The following is a 21518-nucleotide window of genomic DNA, read 5'->3' on the forward strand; positions in this document are numbered from 1 at the left end:
TAATAAAGGGTTATATTTTAAAAATGTAAACGATAAACATGTCACAACAAAAAACAAGCCCAACGACCAAGACCCTCGTTCTCGCCATCATCGCACTAATAATCGGCGCCATAATCGGCTACGGATTTGCAGCAACAACAATGGTTCCGTATTCCAAGTACGCCGAGCTAGAAGAAAAACTAAAACAGGCGGGCGGAGGAGCCCCATCTGCGCCTGAATACACATTCTACTATGTCTCACACGGTGGACCCGCAGACCCATGGTGGGCCCCAGTCATAAAAGGGTCCCAGGACGCAGCCAAACTCTTAAACGTTAAAGTTGTCTACTCTGGCCCCGAAAAATTCAGCGTACAGGCACTCGTAGACCTCCTAAACAGCGCTATTGCCGCTAGACCAAACGGGATAATATTAACCATCACAGATTACAACGCCCTAGACCAGCCTGCACGCTCAGCAATATCACAAGGCATACCCATAATAGCTGTAAACGTCCCTGATCCAAGACCCGTTAACCAGAGGATACCCTACCTAAGCTACGTTGGACAAAACGAGTACGACGCAGGCTACTACTTGGCAAAATATTTAGTCGACAAGGGCTACAAGCCTAAACGCGTGGTTATAGGCATACACGAGGTTGGACACATAGGTCTAGAGACGAGAGCAAAAGGAATAACTGATGCAATTACACAGGCATATCCAGGAACACCAGTTGAAAAGCTAGACATCACAACAGACCCGACCAAAGCTGCAGAGGCCTTCAAGAGCTATCTAACAGCACACCCAGACACCGACGTAATTTTCACGCTGGGGCCGCTTGGCGCACACCCAGCCCTACAAGTTTTAAGGGAAATGAAGCTGACAGGAAAAGTACACCTCCTAACAGTAGACATTGACGACACAATTCTGAAGGCAATCGATGCCGGCGAGCTTGACGCTGCAGTCAGCCAACAGCCATACGCTCAGGGCTTCCTACCCGTAGTTTTCATGTATCTCTACGTCAAGTACGGCATCATCCCGCCTCCACAGGTTCCGACTGGTCCTACAGTCATTGACAAGGCTAGACTAGAAACTGTCAGGAAACAGATTGCTACCACTGGTGGAGCGTAAAACTCATCAAAAAATAATATTTTTTTCTAGGTGTAAACCATGAGTATTGGTAAAAATGTTAAACCCCACGGATTCATTGCTAGACATCCAGAAATAGGTGTCCTTGCCAGCTTTTTCTCAATAGCACTGATCTTTATAGTGAGGGTTCCAGACAAGTTCCTCACAGTTCCCACCCTTTACAGCATACTCACGCTTGCAGGAGAACTTGGAGTGGCAAGCATAGGTGTAGCTTTTCTGATGATAACAGGTGAATTTAACCTATCTATTAGCTCGGTCTATGCATTGGTACCAATGGGTGTAGTCCTCATGGTAAACCTGTGGGGCGTAGACATGCTGGCCGCATCTATTATCATGCTTCTCGTCGCTTACGGTATAGGTGTCACCGTTGGGTATATCACTATTAAAACTGGGATCCCAAGCTTTATCAGTTCACTCGGCATGATGATGTTTCTCAGGGGCATACTCTTGGCCGTAACAGGAGGCTTCCCAGTGAGGCTTGAAAGAGACCACTGGCTAACATATGTCCTGAACGGGCCCATTGGAGATTTGGGTCTAAGGACAAGCGCCGTCTGGCTACTAGTTCTAACAGCCATATTCGCCTTTATCTTGGACTGGACACCCTACGGGAACTGGACATATGCAGTTGGCGCAAGTAGCAACACAGCACGCGAATTAGGCGTGTCGGTTTCCAAGGTTAAGCTGACGAATTTTGGCGTATCATCTCTGCTAGCCGGCCTCGCCGGACTAATGGCTCTCAGCCGTTTCAGGGTCGTTGACCCTACTCTGGGCCAGGGACTAGAGTTAGAGACCATTACTTCTGCTGTTCTCGGAGGCTGTCTCCTCACGGGAGGATATGGAAGCATCTCCGGAACTTTTCTGGGAGCCTTCCTAATAGCGATGACCCGTGTCGGACTCGTGCTGGCACAGGCGCCCGCCTACTGGTACAGCGCGTTTATTGGAATCATACTGATAATTGCGACCGTAATAAACCTCTTCATAGTCAAGAAATACGTGACAAGCGGGTGAAAAAATGGCGGGCAACATGCTCCTCGAAATGAAGGGCATAGTGAAAAGGTTTGGGCACGTTGAGGCGTTGCGTGGAGTCGACTTCCACGTGGAAAAGGCTGAAATTGTTGGACTCGTGGGCGACAACGGCGCCGGCAAATCCACATTGGTAAAGATAATTGCAGGGGTATACCAGCCCGACGCTGGACAAATGTTCTTCGAGGGAGAACCAGTCGTCTTCAGGCACCCCAGCGAGGCCAGGGCTAGGGGAATAGAAATAGTCTACCAGCACCTAGCACTCATAGATCTCCTGGGCATAGATAGGAACATATTCCTGGGACGAGAGCCACTAAAAAAGATTGGGCCCTTCAAGGTTCTAGACAAAGAGAAAATGGAGAAGGAAGCAGGCAGAATACTCCAAGAGATAGGGCTCAAACGTATAAGGTCACCGCAAGAAAAGGTCGCAAAGTTAAGCGGAGGCGAGAGGCAAAGCGTAGCCATAGCTAGAGCGATGCACTTCAAAGCAAAACTACTTATACTAGACGAGCCTACAGCCGCCCTCTCGGTCCGCGAAACAAGGAAAGTCCTGGACCACGTACTAGACGTGAAGAAGCAGGGAGTAAGCGTCATACTGATCTCTCACAATATCTACCACGTCTACGAAGTTTCAGACAGGATAGTTGTGCTAGACCACGGGAGAAAAATACTCGACACGCCAAAAGAGGAAGTTACACCAGAAGAAGTAATAGAAGTAATAAGGACAGGGGGCGCAGTCATAGCTACCTAAAACCAAGCTTCCTAGCTACAATTTTTCCTATTTTCTACTTGTAAAGTACGCTGTACAAGAGATAGGCTACCAAGCTCTTATAGTCTGGAAACATAATTTTGAGATGCTTTGGAGCCGTTTCTCCCTCAAAATGAAGCTCAGCTAAACGGCCCATTACTGTCTCTTCTTTCTCTTCTTTTATCATCTCTAGATCGAAGATTTCAAGGACGAGTTTTCCTGTATCCTTGTCATAAGAAATAGTGTAGCCTACGGGAGCCTGTAGGGGCATGAAAATATTATGAGTCAGTATTATTTATTTTTTTTCTGACGTATTTATTTTTAGATGTATTGAGCGATTTCTCTAATAGTCTCATTTATTGTTTCGAGCCACTCTTTCCGCGGAGCTATTTTCTTGGCGTCGTAAAGCTCCCAGAAAGGCTTCCCTGGATCGGGGCTCACGATCCTGGCTTCATATCTCTTGTAGAGCTCCACAGCGAAGCCCCACGCCCTGTTAAAGCCTACATTTTCTTCGACCATTCTGTCAGCTAGGCCAGCCATAAACATGGCATCAACTCCGCCACCATTAGGCTGTGTACCGTTTTCCGGGACAGGTCCCAGAAGGTTTAACCCGGAAACAACCGCTACAAGCGTGTTCGCGGCTACTTCATAGAGATACTCCCTTGTCCCCCCTCCATTGGCCGGCCACACATCCCCAACGAGCGGGAGCCTCATATACCTGTTAGCCAGCCCCACGACCGACTCGACCCACATACACTCAATCGTAGAAGTAGCCTTCTTGACAATGTGGACGGGGTGGACAAGGAAATAGCTCGCATCATAGGCGACCATTGCAAGCAGAATCTCTGCCACGGAGACAATTGCCGAGCCAGCCGGCCCCCTCGCAAACCCGCCGACAACTGGATCCACGAGCGCCGCGCCCAGCACCCCTCTTAGACTGCCTACATATGCCTTCACTAGCTGGTGATAGTCAGTCTTCAACTCGTTCAAGACCGGCAGGAGCTGTGCGTCGCCCCGGCGGAGCAAGCCCAAAGACATGGCTCCCAGGCTACCCACAGAACCTACGCTGCTCTCAGCCCCGAGTACATGCATACCCGGCCTCCCAGCCATCCTAAGCGCGCTCCTAAGCGACTCCATCTCCCTCAAGCCAGCCAACACCTCGCTTGGCGCACCACTACGAACCATCTCACCCATCACGGTCTGCACACTTCCATGGTCGATACCGTCAACCCTCAGGACAAGAGCATATGAAGCGGCAGACTCGACAAAAAACTCTAGTGGGGTAGGGGTCCCAGCGAGGCCCCCAAACACGAATACCCTGTCACCAGGCTCCCTATAGCCAAGTTTCCTCGCGTCGCGGCCCCTTCCGACTACAATCCTATTCCTTGCACTCTTCAGGGCCTCCCGCAACTCCTCCTCGCTGAACTTTGCGACACGAGACTCGTCCACTATGTAGAGCCCGGCCTCAACTGCAAGCGTGAAGCCTGCCTCGAAGACGGCCTTGCCGAGAGACTCGTCGGGCAGAGGGCTAGAAGGGTCAAAATGTACGCCATACTCTTTCTCTAGCTCTGCAACCCTCCTAGAGACATGCTCTAGGTCAAACCGCTTCTGCTCAACGTATTCCCCAGCCCTTGCCCTAAACTCTGCTATGAGCTGTCTAGCCACAAAAAACAAAATATCACGATGTACTTAAATTATGTATGTTTCTCCAAGAGCCTTATACACTTCTCCACGGCGTCGACAGCGTCCCGGCCATAGGCGTCCGCGCCGATCTCCCTGGCAAACTCCTCCGTTACAGGCGCACCACCAACAATGACCTTCACCTTGTCCCTTAGGCCCGCAGACTTCAAGGCATCTATCACATTCCTCATCTCAAGCATAGTAGTAGTCAAGAGCGCGCTCATACCCAAAATGTCCGGCCTATACTTCTTCACGGCCTCCACAAACCTCTCGGGAGACACGTCCACACCCAAGTCAACAACCTCGAAGCCGTTCACCCTGAGCATCAAAGCCACAAGGTTCTTCCCAATGTCATGGATATCCCCACGAACAGTCCCAATAACAACGAGCCCCCTCCTACCACCAGCATGCGTCGAAAGCCTCGGCAAAACATACCTCTCCATCAAAGAGTTAAAGAGCTCCCCTGCCTCCACGAGCTCAGGCAAAAAGTACTCCCCACGCTCAAACCTAGCCCCAACCTCGACCATCCCCCTACGCAGACCCTCCTCCACAAGCCTATAGACATCACAGCCCAGCCCCAGCGCCTCGGCAACCCCAGCCTCCGCACCCGCATAGTCAAGCTCCGCGACAGCCCTGCTAACTTTTTCAAAAACCCTTGAACAGGCGCCCTCACTCATATATCAACACGACCCTCTCAGGAACAAACCTCTGCTCCTCACCCTCTTTCAAGAACCGGTAAACAACACGAGCACCACCCTCAAACTCGTCCACACGCAAAATCCCGACCCTTACACCCCTCTTAGCCAGCATCAACGCGAAGTCCTCGAAGTAGTCATAGAAGCCACAAGTCACACAAAAGCTACCAACAAACTCCGCGACAAACCCGTCGCCAAGCCACTCCACAACTTTGACCTGTGCCTCACTGCCATGCATCCTGTTAAACTCTTCACGTACAGATTCAACAATATTCCTAACCATGAGAAAAAGAAGACAAAAAAGAAAAATATACTTTATGTGAAGCTATTTGCCTTAAGTCCTGTATGTGAAAGTATAGGTAGCTTCAGTACCCTTTTGTGTTACAGCCTTAACAGTGTAGGTTTGTCCAGAGGTGAGACCTCCAGTTAGTGAAACAGTTCCGCTCTTTACCTCTCCTGGGTTGAGAGTAAGGCCTACACCTGTGCTTTGTCCAATTGCAGTTCCCGTTTTATCGTATAGATATAATGCGTCAATTACTACATTTACGTCTCCGATGTTTCTGACGTAAACAGTTAAAGTGTTCGTTCCGGAGTCGTATTGTACTGCCTCTATTTTTATTCTTTCTTGTAGTTGTGCTGTGCTTGCTTGCTGTGTTAGTGTTCCTTGGTATCCTATTATCCATATGTATGCTAGGACTGCCGCTGCTACTGCTATAACTATTAGTAGGAGTGTGGCTATTACGGGGCTGACCCCGGTTCTCTTCATGTTTTTCACCGGTAATATAAATATAATTCCTTACCCTTAAATATTTATCGTTTAAAAAAGTTTAAAAATGAAAATCAAGGGATGTGTCTCAGAAATTATTGAAGAATTTTTGCCTTTATATTCCCCCGGAGTAGTAGTCTGGCTTTGTCAGCTTTAGGAAGATTTTCTTGAGCTCTTCTACTTCCCTTTTGACCCTCTCGTCTTGTAGCTCTTTTCTGCGTTGCTCGTTTGACTCTAGGACGAACTCGAAGAGCTTTGAGGGGAACGTAGAGTTGAGTATGACGGTGTTGGGTATGAGGCAGTGTCCCCCAATATAGTCTGGGAAGTATACTGGCCTGTCTTTTAGGACCTCGTGGACCTCTGCTATGAACTCTGCTATTACTGGGAGGCTTGCCTCAAACTTGGCTGAGGCTCTGTGTAGCTCCTGCCATGAGGCGATCATTATCGCCCTGTATACTGTTTCCCATAGCTTGGCCAGCTCTAGGGACTCGGGCTTGTCTGCACGCTTTACTTTTAGGCCCATTTCTTCTAGGTGTCTTCCAGCCTCCTCGGCGAAGGACTCTGGCAGGCTTGCGACCCACTTGGGCCAGAAGTAGAGGTGTTGCTTTAGGTTTGGGTGCTTGCCCCTGACGGGAGTATAGACTGTGGGTATGCCTAGCTTCTCGTATACACGTCTAGTTGTGCCCGGGGCGACAGTTGAGTGTATGAAGACTGCCCTTGGCTTTAGCTTCTCGACGTATGACGAAACGATGTCTATGAATCTCTGGGAGTAGGGGACGGCTACGTGTAGAAAGTCTATTGGGACGGGCACCTCGCCGAGCTGGTTAACTGTCTTCGAGGGGTCTATATCGTATCCATAAACTTCAAACCTACCGGACTCCCTAGCGACCTGGTAGACGGCCGAGCCTACTTCTCCTAGGCCTGCTACGAGTATCTTTTTCTTGGCTTGCATAATTCTGGCTTTGTCTTGGTCGCTAAAAAATATTTGCCTAGCTTTTCTCCAGCCACCAGGTAAACGTCAATATTGCTTCGAGGAGTGTCGGCAATAGGACGAATAGGAACAAGAGTAGGTAGAATATCGGGGACAAGTCTAGATAGATGCTTGTTCCTTGGACGTCTATAGATATGTTTGTTCCCGTGCTGGCAATTAGGAGGAAGCCTAGGATCCTAGGGATCATTGAGACTAGGGGTTTGAATGCCGTGGGCTTGAGGATCGAGGCTATAGCTCCTGTAACTGCAGATACATATGTAAAGAATAGGACAAGGGAGAGGCTTGGCATGGATATGTATCTGGGGGCAATCGTCTGGAGAATTATTGGGAAGGCTAGCCATAAAAGCATGGAGACGGCCGTTTTCACTGCGCCCCAGAGGGCTAGTAGGACTTCTCGTGGCAAGCTGTAGTCTTTAACCGGGAAAGCCGTAGCCAGGCACCCCTGTCTCTGTTACTGCCTTAAGCGTGTAGAGTCCCGCGATTTTTGACTCGAAGCTTATCCTTACGCTAGAGGCGTTAAAGGGTACGAAAAATTGTATGTCTAGGCGTTCGCCTCTCGTTAGAGCTTTGGTCGAGGCTTCCTGGCTCTGGCACGTTTTTCCACCGCAGAACGTCTCTATTCTTAGGTTTACGTCTGTAAGGGGGACCGTTCCCTTATACGTCAAGGTGAGGCCTACCTTGACGCCCTGGGTTTCCGTCTCTAGGGGTTTCCAGGCAATGTCCACTATGTTTCTGTTGGAAAGATCTCCCGCGAACTCGATGAAAGGTGTTAGTGCAAGGACGACAAGCAAAAGAGAGGCCAGAGACAATAGGAGCCCGCTACTGTTCATCCTGTTTTCCCTTGGCTAGTTCGACCCCGTACTTGAGGAGCTGGGCGGCCGCAACGATTCCAACGGAGAGAAAGACCGCCTTTGCTAAGAGGTACAGGGCCTCGGAAGTCAGGACGCCAATGGTGGCCGAGAGGTCTCCCGAGACAGTTGGTCTCTGGTATACAAGTGCGAATTGGACTGCAAGGACAAAGACAGTTATTATTAGGAGGACGCCGGAGAAAATAAGTATGAGGGCTATGTTTTTGCTCTTGTATGGTTCTCCATTCATATGTAAATGTTTTTTGAAACTTCAATATTAATATTTTGCTTTCTTTTAATTTAGCGCGCGCAAAGGATGTTAACTATTTTTAAGGTATTTTTCCATGAATGTCTGTGCGTCTTGGAGCATGTATACATTATTAAACATGACGTAAACTGCGCTTTTCTCTGCATATCTTTGGACTATGTTCCAGAGCTTTTCTAGGTCTTCATCAGTATATTTGTACCTGTAGTTTACCTCGCCCTTGCCTATGCCGTGTAACCTGAAATAGGTTGTTTCCCGCTCGATGACGGGTAGCGCCTTAAATGGGTCTACTACGTGGACGACGTGTTCGAATTTTTCTAGTAATCTTCTTAGCTTTTGGGGGTTCTGGCTCCAGTCTCCCCTCACTTCCCAGCCTACGACGAAGTCCTTTGTCTCGATAGCTGAGAAGAAGTCTTCGGCATTCCTGATGTTTTCTTCTGAGGCGTTAAAGCTAGGCGGCATCTGCAGGACGACGACTTTTGCTTTGAGTGTTTTCGCCGCCTCAGCGGTTAGTTCCCAGGCTTCGAACACTTCCTTTGTGGGCTTTAGGTAGCCGTATTTGTCTTTATGGTCTTCCCGGGGCTTGAATTTTGATTTTTTCCACGTAGGGCTGTCTGGTGGATGGGTTATTGCCTGCCAAGCCTTCAACGTGAAGATGAACCCTTCTGGAGCCTCCTGTCTTAGCTTTGCCAGCTTCTCTATGTCGGGGGGGTTGTAGAATGTTTCCTGAAGCTCGACAACGTTGAACAAGGTGTAGTACTTTTTCCTGCCAGTCGGGAATCCGCAGCATCCCACAAAAGTTCTTGTCACGAGTAGACTTTGTTTGGTGGGGCTAAAAATTGTTATGCTTGTGGCGGTGAGAGGAGTCCACGTCCATAAAGTTTAAATCATGAGGGAAAATATTTTATTCGGTACATATGAAGGAGAAAATACTGCTAATTTTGAGCTTAGCCTCCCTTGCACTAGTCTTCGCAGTGCTGATCTATGCGTTCGCTCCCGGCCTTTTCCCAGCCTACTATGCACCCGTGGGTGCATGGTGGCTTCTAGACCTCTTTGGCTACATGCTCTCCATGGCTGTCCTAGTCACGGCTCCAGTATTCTTTGGTAAATACTTGTCCCCCACGCCGAGCGGGCTAAGTGTACTTAGGTCGTCCATGATCGCGACGATGGCGGGAGTTATCGGGGGCTTTGGGCTAGTCGTTATGGGCCTCTCGGAGCTTATTGGCTGGGAGGTAACGTCTCAGCTGGTCATGCTTGCAGTTGTCTTTGCGCTTCTTCCTTCCCTTTTCTCGTGGCTCTTCTCTCCGCTCCTAATAAACTTGATCTATGGGTGTAAGCCCGACCCAGAACTCCAGGGGATAGTTAACAATGTTGCTGCTAGGGCCGGAATGAAGCCTCCAAAGGCAGTTATAGCTACACGCATGAAGGAGCCTAACGCCTTCGCATATTCCTCGCCACTATTCGGTAGCTATGTTGCAGTATCGGAGGGCATGCTCAGCATCGCTAGGGGGCAGGCGCTCGAAGCAGTCATCGGACACGAGCTTGGACACCACAAGCACAAGGACAACACCATTATGCTCATCTTTGGCTTGATACCCTCAGTCATATACTTCCTTGGAAGATTCCTAATGTATACGGGAATATATTCTTCTAGCTATCGCTACGACGGTGACCGAGACAGGAGGGGAAACGGCATCCTATTCCTCCTAGCGGGCATAGCACTAATAGTAATCAGCGTGATTATACAGCTTGCTGTACTGGCGCTATCAAGGCTACGTGAACACTACGCAGACGCCCACGGGGCAAAGGTCACCTCGCCAGACGCAATGATATCTGCACTTGCCTCGCTCGACGCCTTCTACAATAGGTACAGGGTAGCCAAAGCAAGGATAGACGACAGCAAGCTAAAAATGTTCTTCATCTATGCACTGGCCGAGCCTTTCATAAGCCTAGAGGAGCTCCTAGCAACCCACCCACCCATAGAGAAAAGGATAGCATTCCTAGAATCCCTGAAACAAGGACCAATTGAAGCTTAAATATTTTCTTTTAAACAATATTTTTCACCCCTTTTGGTAACTTAGCTCTGAATCCTTTTCGTATAACATCCTTTATCTAGCCAAAAAACATATATTATGGTAAATAATATTACCATAAGAAAGCCTCATGGAAATCGTAGAGATCGACGGATCAGGCCGTGTCTATATCCCAGCCAATGTAAGACGAAGGGTACCCTGGAGACGCTTTAAGATCGAGGTAGAAGCAGATCGGATAGTCTTGATTCCGGTTAAGCCGGCCGTGGACAAGTACTACGGGTTAGTTGCCCCTGCAAAGTCCATGAGTCCAGAGGAGATTGATGATGCAGCTAAGACCGAGACGGAGAAGCTCTTCCGAAAAGATATACGTTGACATTAATGTTCTCTACTATTACTTGACAGCACACCCAGATTTTGGCGAACGTGCAAAGACTTATATTGCGAGGTGGAGCGGTAACCTGGTAACTTCATCGCTTAGTGCATGGATACTCTACGTTCTTACGAGGCTCGAGAATATAGCATCAATTCTGGACGAGGTAGGTGTAGAGCTGGTGCCACTCACGGTAAGTGTCCTTAGCATAGCCGAGAAGCTTGAGAAACCAAGGGATTACGAGGACAGGATACACTTAGCAACAATGCTTGAGCTAGGCATAGACACGATAATCTCGAACGACAGGGACTTTGACGGTATTGCGGGGATCAAAAGGGTGTTTTAATAACGTTGTGCGTTCTCGTAGAATTGCTAGATGCTAGTGAGGGACGTAGAGATAAAAGAGATGTTTCTTTGGCATTTTACGGGGAATGTTTTTGGTGTATAGAAACTTTGGAGATATAGTGGTCTCCATTTAGATAAAAATTAAAATAAAAGTTCTTAATAATAAAAATTAGTGATTTACATTGCGGGAGGTAAAACTTTACCTATCCAAAGACTTTCTGCCGTGGGCCATGCATTCTTCTTTCGTTCTCGCATTGCTCAAGATGAAGCCCCAGAAGAGGCCACGGCTTAGCATTTGCTATGTCAACGTGGCTTCTCCAAGACAATATCAAACATATGCGTCGATTCTACGCGAAGAGGGGCTTGAAAGCATTGAGGAAGCCGTATCAAGAGGTATTAGAAGCCTTCCAAGTGTCTCTATAGACGACTTAACGGTCATAGAGGGAAGATACCTCTTTGTTAGAGGTGCCGAGAAGGTTTTGAGGCTTTACCCCTTTTTAGACGTGTTCTCGTTTATATTAACTGTTGGAATACTTGTTAGTGCGATTTTTTCTGCATTGTTGTTTAGCCTTTATTTCCTGGGTCAAGCAATTCAGGTCTTCTATGGCTACATCATATTTATTCTAACATCAATAATGCTTGCACTGCTCTTCACAAATATCTACACGCTTATCCAGAAAGTGCTGTTGAAGCTGATAACTTCTGGTAGCTCCTTCGCATCAAAAGAACTTTCAATTAATATAGATGTTGCAACCACTCCTCTTTGTAAAGAGGCTTTAGCCGTGGAGCCTCTAGCATTTGGATTTATCCCGGAAAACGTTGAATCCATAGACAAGGTGAGGGTTGAAATCCTTATCAAGAGACATGACTGGCTTAGATGTGTTGTAGATTCGCTGAAAAATTCTATTGAGAAGCTCGAGAAGGAGAGGAGCAAGTACGAGAAGCTTCTCCGGGAACTGGGCTATACTATCGAAACAGCCAGCTCTTTAAAGTCATCTACAGAGAAAAGAGCCACGGCAAGAGGTGCCTGGCTTTGTCCAAGTTGTGGTGCATTAAACCACTCCAACACATACAAGTGCAGAGTGTGTGGGTCTCCAAGGCTACTTCAGGTGGCCCGTGAGGAATTGTCTCCTATACAGCGACGCATATTAAGCCTAATAGCTAGCCATGGCGGCGAAGTGGCGCACCTAGTTTTGGTTTCCGAGCTCAAAGAGGAAAAACAGCAAATAGTTGAGGCACTGAAATCTCTCTATTCAAGAAAGCTTCTCAGCCCAGTACTTTTGACATTCGAGGGAAAGCCGTCTATCGGATACAAGCTCAGCGAAGACGCCAGGAAGCTGTTGGAGTCCATATCTTCCCAAAAATAATGAAATGCCTTTTTAGCTCTTTAGAAATTTCTGAAGACATCTTATTAACAAAAACCTAATATTTTGATAGAGCATTATGTTGTATGAAATCATTATGGGAAACGTAGCCGTGAAGATAAAAGATTTCGTGAAAACTTTTGGTCAAACCGTTGCAGTCGATGGCTTAAACCTAGAAATATACGAGGGCGAAATTTTCGGCCTCCTAGGGCCAAACGGGTCCGGGAAAACTACCACACTTTTAACGACGGCAACTATATACAAGCCTACTTCTGGCGATATCTATGTCCACGGATATTCTGTCTCTAGGCAGGGAGACATAGTTAGGAGGTATGTCGGCATAGCCTTCCAGGAGCCGAAAGCACTCTGGATAGACAACCCCTACGAGCTCCTTATCTGGCACGCGAGGGTTGTTGGATATTCTTCGTCTGAGGCAAAACAAGTGGTTAGAGACGTTATGGAGCAGCTGGACCTCTGGGAGCACAGGAAAAAACAGTTCTACCAGCTTAGCGGGGGGACCAGGAAGAAGCTAGAAATAGCCAAGGTGCTTATCCAAAGACCAAAGGTAGCAATCTTCGACGAGCCAACAGCACAGGTAGACGTCTTGACGAAGCACAAGTTATGGGACGTTATTAGGGGTCTGAAGGCTGAAGGCACAACAATAATTGTAGCAACTAACGATATGTTCGAGGCGGAGAGGATCTGTGAAAGGATAGGGATAATCTACAAGGGGAAGCTCAGGGCTCTTGGAACTATTTCCGAGCTCAAAGACATGGTTCCCCAAGGCGACGTGATAGAGATAGCCTTCGATGGCCCAGAAGAGCAGGTCAAAAAGATAATTTCCACCTTCCCCGAAATCGGCCACTTTACCATAGCCGACCACAAGGCAAGAATGTTCCTAAACAAAGGCGAGGAAAAAGCCGTAAGCATCGTTCAAGCACTTGCAAGTTCAGGAATAAAGGTGAGAAAGATAATGATACAGGAGCCTACGCTGGACGATGTGTTCTTCTACTTCACTGGGGCCAGGCTGAGGGAGGAGCATGGGGCTGCGTGAAGACCTGAACTCGTTCTATATGCTTGTCCTGTGGGATCTCTCACAAATGAAGCGGAGAACAGTCTTCGTAGTCATGCGTATCTCGTGGTTCGTACTCCAAGTGACAATATTTGGTCTGGCAATGAACGCGATGGTAAGGTTCAGGGGCATGGTCGCCCAGGGAATAGACTATTATCACTTCTACCTGTTTGGCGTGTATGCCTCTATGCTCTTCAGCATTAGTGTCTCGAAGGCATACGACGTTGCAGAGGAGTTCGAAGAGGGTATGATAGAGTATCTTCTCAGCCTACCAATCAAGAGAAAGGTTCTAGCTCTTGGTCGGTCAGTTGGGGGAGGGCTAGCTGCTTTCCTATTCACTGTACCAATGCTCCTCGTGATATTCGTGTTGCTCGGGAGCTTTGAACCACTAGCCATGCTGATATCTATTCTTGCCGCGCTCGTGTTCTCTGTGGGCGTGACTGGCTTCGTTATATCTGTAGTCTTATCGCTAAAATCAAGCGACACCACCGATATATTCTTCGGCGTTTTGGATGCACTAATCATAAGGCTTAGCACTGTTTTTTACCCTGCAGTTATCATTGCAAAGATAGCGCCATACTACTATGCTTCACTAGTCAACCCCGTATCTCACTTCGTCGACCTGCTTAGAACACTCTTTTTCTTCGAAGAATTCAAGACAATAGCAGTAGCCGACCCCTACCTCATGATGGCGTACCTATTTGGATTCGCCGCTGGGGTAGCAAGCCTGGCAATATACATTGTTGAGAGGAGAGTAGAGGGGGGTGGCTGGAAATGAAGAGTCTAGAAGTTAGGGAGGCACTCCTCATCACATTAAGGGACCTCAACAGATTCTGGAAATACAAGTTCTGGCTAGGCGCACAAATAGCGATGAACCTAGCAGACATAGTCATTTTTGCCGTGATATTCAACAACCTCGTAAACAGACAGTACATCCCGGACTACGTAAAGTTCCTGGCCACGGGCATCCTAGCCCTATCTACCTTCGCGTCTGCCTTCTCGATCGGCAGAGAGGTAGGCATAGAGATAAGAAGAGAATTCACCCACTACTTGCTGAGCCTCCCACTGTCGAGGACAGCCCTAGTATTTGGACGCATAATGAGTGGAACCCTTCGCGGGCTTATTTATCAAGCATCATTCATTATCCTGGCAATGCTAGTAGTAGGCATGCCAACACTCGAAGGCTTCTTACTTGTCCTTGCAACATCAACCCTGCTTTCTGCCTCTATGTCTAGCCTAGCGATAGCAATATCAACTTCGACACGCGACTTTAATCTCCAGGCCACTTTCAGGTCGCTGACGTACTATATCCTATTTTTCTTCTCTAACGTGTTCTACCCAGAAGAAGTTCTAAAGCAACGCTTCCCATCCTTCCTGTTAGCCTTCATAAAGGTTTCACCCGTATCGCTGGCATCAGACATATACAGGTGGGCTTTCCACTACTACACATCCATAGACATACAGTTCGAGGCTCTACTACTCACAGCATGGACAACAATAACATTGCTATTGGCCTCCCTTCTCTACATGCGGAATCTAACGAAAATGTAATTTCCCTACATTAACCCTAACCACTTCTTTTCGGGGATATATTCTCCCTTTATGGGGACAGGGTAACCACAGTATTTACACTTCCATTCATTGTCCCTTTTCTCAAGCTTCCAGTCTACAACCCTATAGTTGTTCCTCACTATGACGGGTCTGCCACATTTTGGACAATACGTTGTCTCGTAGCGTGGGTTATGTAGGTTTCCAATATATACGTATCTTAGTCCGCTCTTTTTTGCCTCTTCGGCTATTTCAAGGAGCTTTGAAATGGGCGTCGGGGGCTTTCTCCAAGCATAAGCAGGGAAATACCTATTAATGTGTAGAGGTGTGTCCACGCCAAGCAGGGTGACATGCTTTTCGATTATCCACCTATAACAATCCTCATAGTCGTTTGTGTTAGTGACTACCAGATAGACTATTTCTACGTATCCACCTCTCTCCTTTATTGTCTTGGCATTCCTAAATGGAACATAGAAATCAATATTTCCAAGAGGTTTCTGCATTCCCTTGCAGCCTTTTATGCTTATGCTCCAGCCATCTATGCCGGCTCTAAGCAACGCGTCGAGGGCCTTCTCAGTAAAATAACCATTAGTCACAAGCATGAAGTACAATCCTCTTTTAGAAGCATGCTCTGCCACGTCTACAAGAAAGTCGAAGTTCACAGCCGGCTCATTGAAGCTTGCAGAGAGCCCCTCATCCCCTTCCCGGACAGCCAGCTCGACAAGTTTCTCTGGCGAGAAAACGGGCTGTGATATGTCTGGCATCCGAAAGCTAAGGTGGTAGTTCTGGCACCAGGGACAGTGAAAATTACAATCATAGCTCGAGAAAGTCAGGGCCGTAGAGTTAGGCCAATAGTGGAACAACGGCTTCAGCTCTATTGGTCTACTTTCAAGGGCACTAAGCCTCCCATATCCCAAGTGGAAAAGCTCGCCCCCAACATTTACATAGTTACCGCACGCCCCTTTTGCACCAGGCCGTATGAGGCACCTTCGCTCACACACGAGGCATTGAACCCTGCCGTCCTCTAGAAGGGACCACAGCCTAGCCTTTTTCATCTATACGAGAATAATGAACGAAGCTTTTTATCATTTTGTGGGGTATAGGTCAGCGTAGCATAATCCGATACATAAATAAAGAAGCAATAGTAACAATAAAGGATAACTGTGGTCTCAGTAAAAACAGGCAGGGGTTTCGCCTACCCTGAATATGAACCATTCTATCCGCCCGAGCCTCCCTACGAGCTACTCAGAGTAAAGGCTGAAATAGACGTTGACTTAGCATCTAGGTCAATTGAGGGCAAAGCTCTGAACGTCTTAAAGTGTACAGGTGCCTGTGAAAAGATCGTCTTCCACGCAGTAGACATGAAGATAGAGGAAGTCAGAATCAACGGTAAACAGGCTTCCTACACGTATACCGGTAAAGAACTAGAAATATACCCCGAAAAGGCTACAAGTGGAGACATACTGGAGGTACAAATAAGTTACAAAACAGTCGAGCCCAGGGCTGGGGTCTGGTTTATCCCCACAGATAAGGGTAAGCCCTACCTAGCATATACCCAAGGACAGCCAGAAGACACGAGGTTCTGGCTTCCCACATATGATTTCCCCAACAGAAAGACAGTCGTAGAGTTGGTTATCAGGGCTCCCAAGGGGCTAAAGGCGCTAAGCAATGGAAAGCTAATCGAGCATGCAATTGGGGGAGAAAAGGAGAAGTGGGTCTATAGGCTTGACTCGAAGATACCTACCTATCTCATAGCATTCGCTGTGGGGGACTTCTATGTAAAAGAGGACGAGTACAACGGCGTCCTTCTCCAATACGCTGTGCCCAAGGGAAGGGAAGCAGACATCGAGAGAAGCTTCTCGCAGACAAAAGACATGATAAGGCTCTTTGAAGAATACACGGGCGTAAAATACCCCTACCCCAAGTATAGCCAAGTATGTGTTGACGACTTTGTGGCAGGGGGAATGGAAAACGCGTCCATAACGATTCTGACAAGTGCAACGCTACACGACGAGAAAGCACACATAGACTTTAGGAGCGAGCCACTAGTATCACACGAGCTGGCACACCAGTGGTTCGGGGACCTTGTAACATGTAAAGACTGGAGCCACCTGTGGCTGAACGAGGGCTTCGCTACTTTGATGGAAGCCATATGGCGGAGACACGAGCTCGGAAAAGACGAGTTTGTCTACGACCTCATAGGCATGATGGACTCTTATCTTGCTGAGTACGGGAGATACGCCAGGCCCATAGTTACACGTGTATACAAGTATCCCGACGAGATGTTTGACTCGCACAGCTACCCCAAGGCCGCCCTAGTCCTTTGGTCCCTAGCTAGCATAATTGGTGAGGAAAACTTCCGTAAAGGTATAAAGAGGTACCTAGAGGCAAAGCGTGAACAAAACGCTGAAACAGAAGAGTTCCGGAGATTCATGGAGGAAGCTTCAGGCCTCAAGCTGGACTGGTTCTTCGAGCAATACGTTTACAACGCAGGGCACCCCTCCTTAAAGGTATCCTACAAATGGGACGACAAACAGAAAATGCTGGAACTAAAGATTACACAGACACAGGGAGAGGACTCCTTGCCAAAATACAGGCTTCCACTCGAACTTGTCATCCTAGGGCAAGACTACAAAGAAGAGAGAAAATTTTTGATAGACGAAAAACAGTACACGTTAAACCTTCAATTGCCTTCAAAACCCAAAGCGGTATGCATAGACCCAGAATTCAAAATCCTCAAAGCCCTCTCACTAGACCTCCCACCAGAAGAGCTCCTCGCCATAATAGGCTCCTGCCCATACCTTTACCCGAGAGTTATAGCGGCTAGGGAGCTATCCAAGAAAGCCTCACCTGTCCACATCGATGAATTGGCAAAAATACTTCTCGCAGAAGAAGAGTTCTGGGGGCTCAGAAGCGAGGTAGCCCAGACCATTGGCTCAATAGGCGGGCAAAAAGCAAGAGACGCGCTTCTGAACGCTTTAAGCCACGTAAAGCATCCACGGGTCAGGAGAGCCATAGTCAGGGCACTAGCCAACTTCAAGGAGAAACCCGTCGCTGATACCCTATCAAAGATCCTCCTCGACGAAAACGAGAGCTACTATGTAAGGGCAGAAGCAGCCGCAAGTCTAGGCAAAATAGGGTTAAAGGAATATGTGGACATCCTAGCCAGAGCACTAGAAACGAAGTCCCACAACCACGTAATTGCGGCCACTTCTCTCGATAGCATAGCCCTGCTCTTAGGAGACGAAGCCCTCGCAACAGTCGAGAAATACCTATCGCCAGACACACCCATGCCACTCAGACGGGCAGCAATCGCCTCGCTCGGCTACATGACGCCCACTCAGAGGGTCATCTCTTTGCTCGAAGAGGCCTCGAGGAGCAGGCACCCACACGTAAAGCTAGCAGTTGTCTCAGCTTGTACTAGGATACTGTCTCCAAAAGTGATGCCCATACTCGAGAAACTCCAGCAAGACGTTTCTGGAAGGGTAGCAAGGAACGCAAGGGACGCGCTCGAACAAGTCCGCAAGCACGTTGAGAAGGGGGAGGAGTACAGGAAGCTCAGAGAAGAAATAGACAAGCTCAAGGAGGAAGAGAGAAGGCTAAGCGAGAGGATAGAAAGGCTCGAAAAGAAATAGAACTCTATCTGGACAAATAATTTATATATAACCACTAAAGGATATTTCTTGGCTGATCACATGAATAAAGACCAACTTATAGGTTGGGTTCTAGCAATCGCCTCCATAATAGTCATAGTCCTGTATGGATGGCTCGTCTTCTTCACACAATGGTCACTCTTTCTCCTACAGCTAACAGGATTCATAGCTATTGCCGGTGTCTTCGGCATACTTGCATGGATCGGCTATACATTAGCCACGACGCCTCCTCCGAAGCCGATAGAGGAAATTGAAAAAGAGATAGAGGAAGAACTAAAGAAGCTTGAACAAGAAGCACAGCAACAGCAACAACAGCCCCAGCAAGGCGCAACCACAAGCTAAGCAAAAATACTTTATACTCCATATTTAGGCTAAGAATTTTCTTGTGCCACGGCTTTCGATAATGTTTTTAATGTAGACATATTTTTAGATAGCGTATGGAGTATACATATCTCGGCAAAACAAAAGAAAAGATTTCTAGGATTGGTCTCGGCGGCTGGCAATTCAGCGAAGCCTGGGGCTTGACAGACTACGAGAAAGCAAAGACGGTTATCGGCGAAGCATCTAGACAGGGCATTAATTTTTTTGACACGGCGATGGTTTACGGGAACGGCAGGAGCGAGAGCTTCCTGGGCAGAGCAATGAAAGAGCTTGGCATAAAGAGAGACGAGGTAATAATAACGACCAAGATACCTGCAGAGTTTCTGAACCCAATAGACATCCATAAGGCTATCGAGCATTCCCTAAAGCTCCTAGGAACAAGCTATGTTGACGGTCTACTAGTCCACTGGCCTCCAGCCTGGCACAACTATCCAACCAGAGTTTATGCAAGGGAGCTCGAAAAGCTTGTAAACGCTGGTCTCGTGAGATACCTGGGTCTAAGCAATTACCCCGTAGAGCTTGTAGAGAGCTTCAGGTCATCTCTAGCGAGAAGCGACATAGAAATTTTCCAGTACAGGTACAATCTAGCTGAGAGATGGGCAGACGTCGAGATAGTCCCCTACGCGGAAAAACACTCGATAACCATGCAGGCATGGAGCCCAATAGCTAAGGGCGCACTTACAGGGAAATACACCCCCGAAAATCTGCCAAAGTTTACGGATGTAAGGTCAAGGGAAGCCGTCTTCCACCCAGACAACTTCAAAGACGTATGGGGTCTAGTCCAACTAATAAACAGGATTGCCGCTAAGTACTCAAAGTCCCCAGTCCAGGTAGCTCTCAACTGGCTGGTCTCAAGTAGCCCCGTCGTCGTCCCAATACCTGGGGCAAAGTCCCCAGAACAAGTCCAAGAGCTAGCTGGAAGCGTTGGCTGGAGACTAAGCCACGAAGACTGGCAACAAATAGATGAAGCAAGCAGGAAAATACAGATCTCATACTCGTTTTACTACTTGGAATCAAACCCCATTTAAAAACCCAATAAAAAAGGGATTCTTTTTTCTTCTTTCCAACCTACTTAGAATCTTAGCTGACTGGAATAGGCACAGGTGTGCGTTGTATCATGTGCTTAGATATAGACTTCCCTTTCACTTCCAAAGATTTTATGGATAAACTTGAAATAGCAGTAAAAAGTACTTATCTCGATAAACATGCCAGAAGAGTTTGAGCCCTATCACACATATGTGGCTAAGAATTATTCTCCTGACCTAAAACAGGAAGTCGTTGTCACTTTTAGAGTTACTCCAGCGGAGGGCTTCACGATAGAGGATGCCGCGGGCGGCATAGCTGCAGAGAGTAGTGTAGGCACGTGGACAACGCTATACGAATGGTACGACAGAAACAGGCTTGAAAAGCTGAAGGGCAAGGCATACTTCTTTGAAAGCCTCGGAGACGGCTCCTACATTGTAAGGGTAGCTTACCCGGTAGAGCTCTTCGAGGAAGGTAACATGCCCGCTTTTCTCGCATCTGTCGCTGGAAACATCTTTGGAATGAGAAGGGTGAAATCCCTAAGGGTCGAGGACATATACATGCCTGAACAATTCCTAAAGCACTTTAAGGGTCCGAATCAGGGTATCCAAGGTGTAAGGGAAAGACTAAAAATTTATGATAGGCCCATAGTCGGCACAGTTCCAAAACCAAAGGAAGGCTACACAGCAGAAGAAGTGGGGAAACTGGCCTACGAGATACTTGTAGGAGGCATGGACTTCATAAAGGACGACGAGAACCTTGCGAGCCCGAGCTTCTGCAGGTTCGAGGCGAGGGCAAACGCCATAATGAAGGCAATCGACATGGCGGAAAAGGAAACAGGCGAAAAGAAGACGTGGCTCGCAAACATAACTGCAGACGTGCGGGAAATGGAGAAAAGGCTAAAGCTAATCGCAGACCTAGGTAACCCCCACATAATGGTAGACGTCGTCATAGCTGGGTGGTCTGCCTTAACCTATATAAGGGACCTTGCAGAAGAACACAAACTGGCCATACACGGGCACCGAGCATTCCACGCGGCATTCACGAGAAACCCGTACCACGGCATATCCATGTTCACCCTTGCAAAGCTCTATCGCGTAATAGGAATAGACCAGCTACACGTAGGCACACCGGAAGTTGGAAAGCTAGAGGCTAAAGCAATAGACGTCATTAGGAACGCAAGAGTACTGCGAGACCCCGTATACAGGCCAGACGTCGAAGACAGCATCCATCTAGCCCAGCCCCTGACAATGTTCAAGCCAGCATTCCCAGTGGCCAGCGGTGGACTACACCCCGGAACGCTTCCAGCAGTGATAAAGGCTATGGGCATGGACATAGTCATACAGGTCGGGGGCGGAACATTGGGCCACCCCGACGGGCCACGTGCAGGTGCAGCAGCTGTAAGACAGGCAATAGAAGCATACATGACTGGTGTAACCCTACAGGAATACGCTAAGACCCACAGGGAGCTTGCAAGGGCCCTAGAAAAGTGGGGCACAGTTGTCCCTGTCTAACCCCTCGTGCTAGTTTCCTCCTCGTTGTCTAACTTGGTGCCATGGGGGGGACTTAAGCTATTCTTTTATGTTGTG

Annotated in this window: 25 protein-coding genes; 14 read left to right on the plus strand and 11 right to left on the minus strand. The window is 48.0% G+C overall.

Translation table 11 applies throughout. From position 1 onward, the window contains the following. The first annotated feature begins 38 nt into the window (after positions 1-38). The 3 genes from N186_RS06975 to N186_RS06985 are packed head-to-tail and all read left to right on the plus strand — an operon-like array spanning position 39 to position 2898. Positions 39-1106 (plus strand): sugar ABC transporter substrate-binding protein, encoded by a 1068-nt coding sequence (locus N186_RS06975; RefSeq protein WP_020963082.1) that lies wholly within the window; start codon positions 39-41, stop codon positions 1104-1106. Positions 1107-1145: 39 nt separating this feature from the next. Continuing rightward, on the plus strand, positions 1146-2132 hold the full coding sequence (locus N186_RS06980) for an ABC transporter permease (protein WP_020963083.1): 987 nt from the start codon (positions 1146-1148) through the stop codon (positions 2130-2132). Between the two features lie 4 nt (positions 2133-2136). Beyond that, positions 2137-2898, plus strand: coding sequence for an ATP-binding cassette domain-containing protein (locus N186_RS06985; protein WP_020963084.1), 762 nt, complete (start codon positions 2137-2139; stop codon positions 2896-2898). 34 nt (positions 2899-2932) lie between these two features. Here N186_RS06985 and N186_RS06990 read toward each other — a convergent pair whose 3' ends face one another. The 10 genes from N186_RS06990 to N186_RS07035 all read right to left on the minus strand — a co-directional run bounded on the left by N186_RS06990 (position 2933) and on the right by N186_RS07035 (position 8950). Then, the gene (locus N186_RS06990) at positions 2933-3166 is read right to left on the minus strand and encodes a hypothetical protein (protein ID WP_020963085.1); all 234 of its coding nucleotides are present in this window, start codon (positions 3164-3166) and stop codon (positions 2933-2935) included. A 50-nt stretch (positions 3167-3216) separates the two neighbouring features. Then, a complete protein-coding gene (locus N186_RS06995; RefSeq protein ID WP_020963086.1) occupies positions 3217-4560 on the minus strand; it encodes a monomethylamine:corrinoid methyltransferase in 1344 nt (447 codons plus the stop codon). Between the two features lie 29 nt (positions 4561-4589). Further along, positions 4590-5252, minus strand: a complete 663-nt coding sequence (locus N186_RS07000; protein WP_020963087.1) for a cobalamin B12-binding domain-containing protein — start codon at positions 5250-5252, stop codon at positions 4590-4592. Then, positions 5245-5553: a hypothetical protein gene (locus N186_RS07005; RefSeq protein WP_020963088.1), complete on the minus strand. Its 309-nt coding sequence runs from the start codon at positions 5551-5553 to the stop codon at positions 5245-5247. Before N186_RS07005 ends, N186_RS07000 begins: the two co-directional genes overlap by 8 nt. A gap of 51 nt (positions 5554-5604) precedes the next feature. Then, positions 5605-6036 (minus strand): archaellin/type IV pilin N-terminal domain-containing protein, encoded by a 432-nt coding sequence (locus N186_RS07010; RefSeq protein WP_148682133.1) that lies wholly within the window; start codon positions 6034-6036, stop codon positions 5605-5607. A 115-nt stretch (positions 6037-6151) separates the two neighbouring features. Beyond that, positions 6152-6988 carry a Rossmann-fold NAD(P)-binding domain-containing protein gene (locus N186_RS07015; protein WP_020963090.1) on the minus strand — a complete coding sequence of 279 codons (837 nt, stop codon included), beginning with the start codon at positions 6986-6988 and terminating at the stop codon, positions 6152-6154. Between the two features lie 37 nt (positions 6989-7025). Further along, positions 7026-7430 carry a hypothetical protein gene (locus N186_RS07020; protein ID WP_020963091.1) on the minus strand — a complete coding sequence of 135 codons (405 nt, stop codon included), beginning with the start codon at positions 7428-7430 and terminating at the stop codon, positions 7026-7028. 10 nt (positions 7431-7440) lie between these two features. Then, positions 7441-7857: a hypothetical protein gene (locus N186_RS07025; protein WP_020963092.1), complete on the minus strand. Its 417-nt coding sequence runs from the start codon at positions 7855-7857 to the stop codon at positions 7441-7443. Then, a complete protein-coding gene (locus N186_RS07030; RefSeq protein ID WP_020963093.1) occupies positions 7847-8125 on the minus strand; it encodes a hypothetical protein in 279 nt (92 codons plus the stop codon). Before N186_RS07030 ends, N186_RS07025 begins: the two co-directional genes overlap by 11 nt. Positions 8126-8194: 69 nt before the next feature. Further along, on the minus strand, positions 8195-8950 hold the full coding sequence (locus tag N186_RS07035; protein ID WP_020963094.1) for a DUF72 domain-containing protein: 756 nt from the start codon (positions 8948-8950) through the stop codon (positions 8195-8197). A gap of 107 nt (positions 8951-9057) precedes the next feature. Between N186_RS07035 and N186_RS07040 the strand changes: the two genes are divergently transcribed. The 7 genes from N186_RS07040 (at position 9058) to N186_RS07070 (ending at position 14875) form a co-directional block, all read left to right on the plus strand. Beyond that, a complete protein-coding gene (locus N186_RS07040) occupies positions 9058-10176 on the plus strand; it encodes a zinc metalloprotease HtpX (protein WP_020963095.1) in 1119 nt (372 codons plus the stop codon). Between the two features lie 127 nt (positions 10177-10303). Beyond that, positions 10304-10546: an AbrB/MazE/SpoVT family DNA-binding domain-containing protein gene (locus N186_RS07045; protein ID WP_020963096.1), complete on the plus strand. Its 243-nt coding sequence runs from the start codon at positions 10304-10306 to the stop codon at positions 10544-10546. After that, positions 10494-10889: a type II toxin-antitoxin system VapC family toxin gene (locus N186_RS07050; RefSeq protein WP_240366730.1), complete on the plus strand. Its 396-nt coding sequence runs from the start codon at positions 10494-10496 to the stop codon at positions 10887-10889. The genes N186_RS07045 and N186_RS07050 overlap by 53 nt, the downstream gene beginning before the upstream one ends. Before the next feature lie 229 nt (positions 10890-11118). Continuing rightward, positions 11119-12255, plus strand: coding sequence for a zinc finger Ran-binding domain-containing protein (locus tag N186_RS07055; RefSeq protein ID WP_148682134.1), 1137 nt, complete (start codon positions 11119-11121; stop codon positions 12253-12255). A gap of 76 nt (positions 12256-12331) precedes the next feature. After that, the gene (locus N186_RS07060; RefSeq protein WP_020963100.1) at positions 12332-13306 is read left to right on the plus strand and encodes an ABC transporter ATP-binding protein; all 975 of its coding nucleotides are present in this window, start codon (positions 12332-12334) and stop codon (positions 13304-13306) included. Then, a complete protein-coding gene (locus N186_RS07065) occupies positions 13293-14102 on the plus strand; it encodes an ABC transporter permease (protein WP_020963101.1) in 810 nt (269 codons plus the stop codon). The genes N186_RS07060 and N186_RS07065 overlap by 14 nt, the downstream gene beginning before the upstream one ends. After that, the gene (locus N186_RS07070; RefSeq protein ID WP_020963102.1) at positions 14099-14875 is read left to right on the plus strand and encodes an ABC transporter permease; all 777 of its coding nucleotides are present in this window, start codon (positions 14099-14101) and stop codon (positions 14873-14875) included. Before N186_RS07065 ends, N186_RS07070 begins: the two co-directional genes overlap by 4 nt. A 5-nt stretch (positions 14876-14880) precedes the next feature. On the opposite strand, the gene N186_RS07075 is transcribed toward N186_RS07070, so the two are convergent. Further along, entirely contained in the window at positions 14881-15927 is a 1047-nt protein-coding gene (locus N186_RS07075; RefSeq protein WP_020963103.1) for a radical SAM protein, read from the minus strand. A 108-nt stretch (positions 15928-16035) separates the two neighbouring features. Between N186_RS07075 and N186_RS07080 the strand changes: the two genes are divergently transcribed. From N186_RS07080 to rbcL, 4 genes are all read left to right on the plus strand, one after another. Beyond that, on the plus strand, positions 16036-18507 hold the full coding sequence (locus N186_RS07080; protein ID WP_020963104.1) for a M1 family metallopeptidase: 2472 nt from the start codon (positions 16036-16038) through the stop codon (positions 18505-18507). A 60-nt stretch (positions 18508-18567) separates the two neighbouring features. Beyond that, on the plus strand, positions 18568-18867 hold the full coding sequence (locus N186_RS07085) for a transcriptional regulator (protein ID WP_020963105.1): 300 nt from the start codon (positions 18568-18570) through the stop codon (positions 18865-18867). Between the two features lie 95 nt (positions 18868-18962). After that, positions 18963-19934: an aldo/keto reductase gene (locus N186_RS07090; protein WP_020963106.1), complete on the plus strand. Its 972-nt coding sequence runs from the start codon at positions 18963-18965 to the stop codon at positions 19932-19934. A 177-nt stretch (positions 19935-20111) separates the two neighbouring features. Continuing rightward, positions 20112-21443 (plus strand): type III ribulose-bisphosphate carboxylase, encoded by a 1332-nt coding sequence (rbcL, locus tag N186_RS07095; protein WP_020963107.1) that lies wholly within the window; start codon positions 20112-20114, stop codon positions 21441-21443. Positions 21444-21518 lie beyond the last annotated feature (75 nt).

Origin of the sequence: Thermofilum adornatum, from assembly GCF_000446015.1 — an archaeon.
GTDB classification, from domain to species: Archaea; Thermoproteota; Thermoprotei; order Thermofilales; family Thermofilaceae; genus Thermofilum; species Thermofilum adornatum.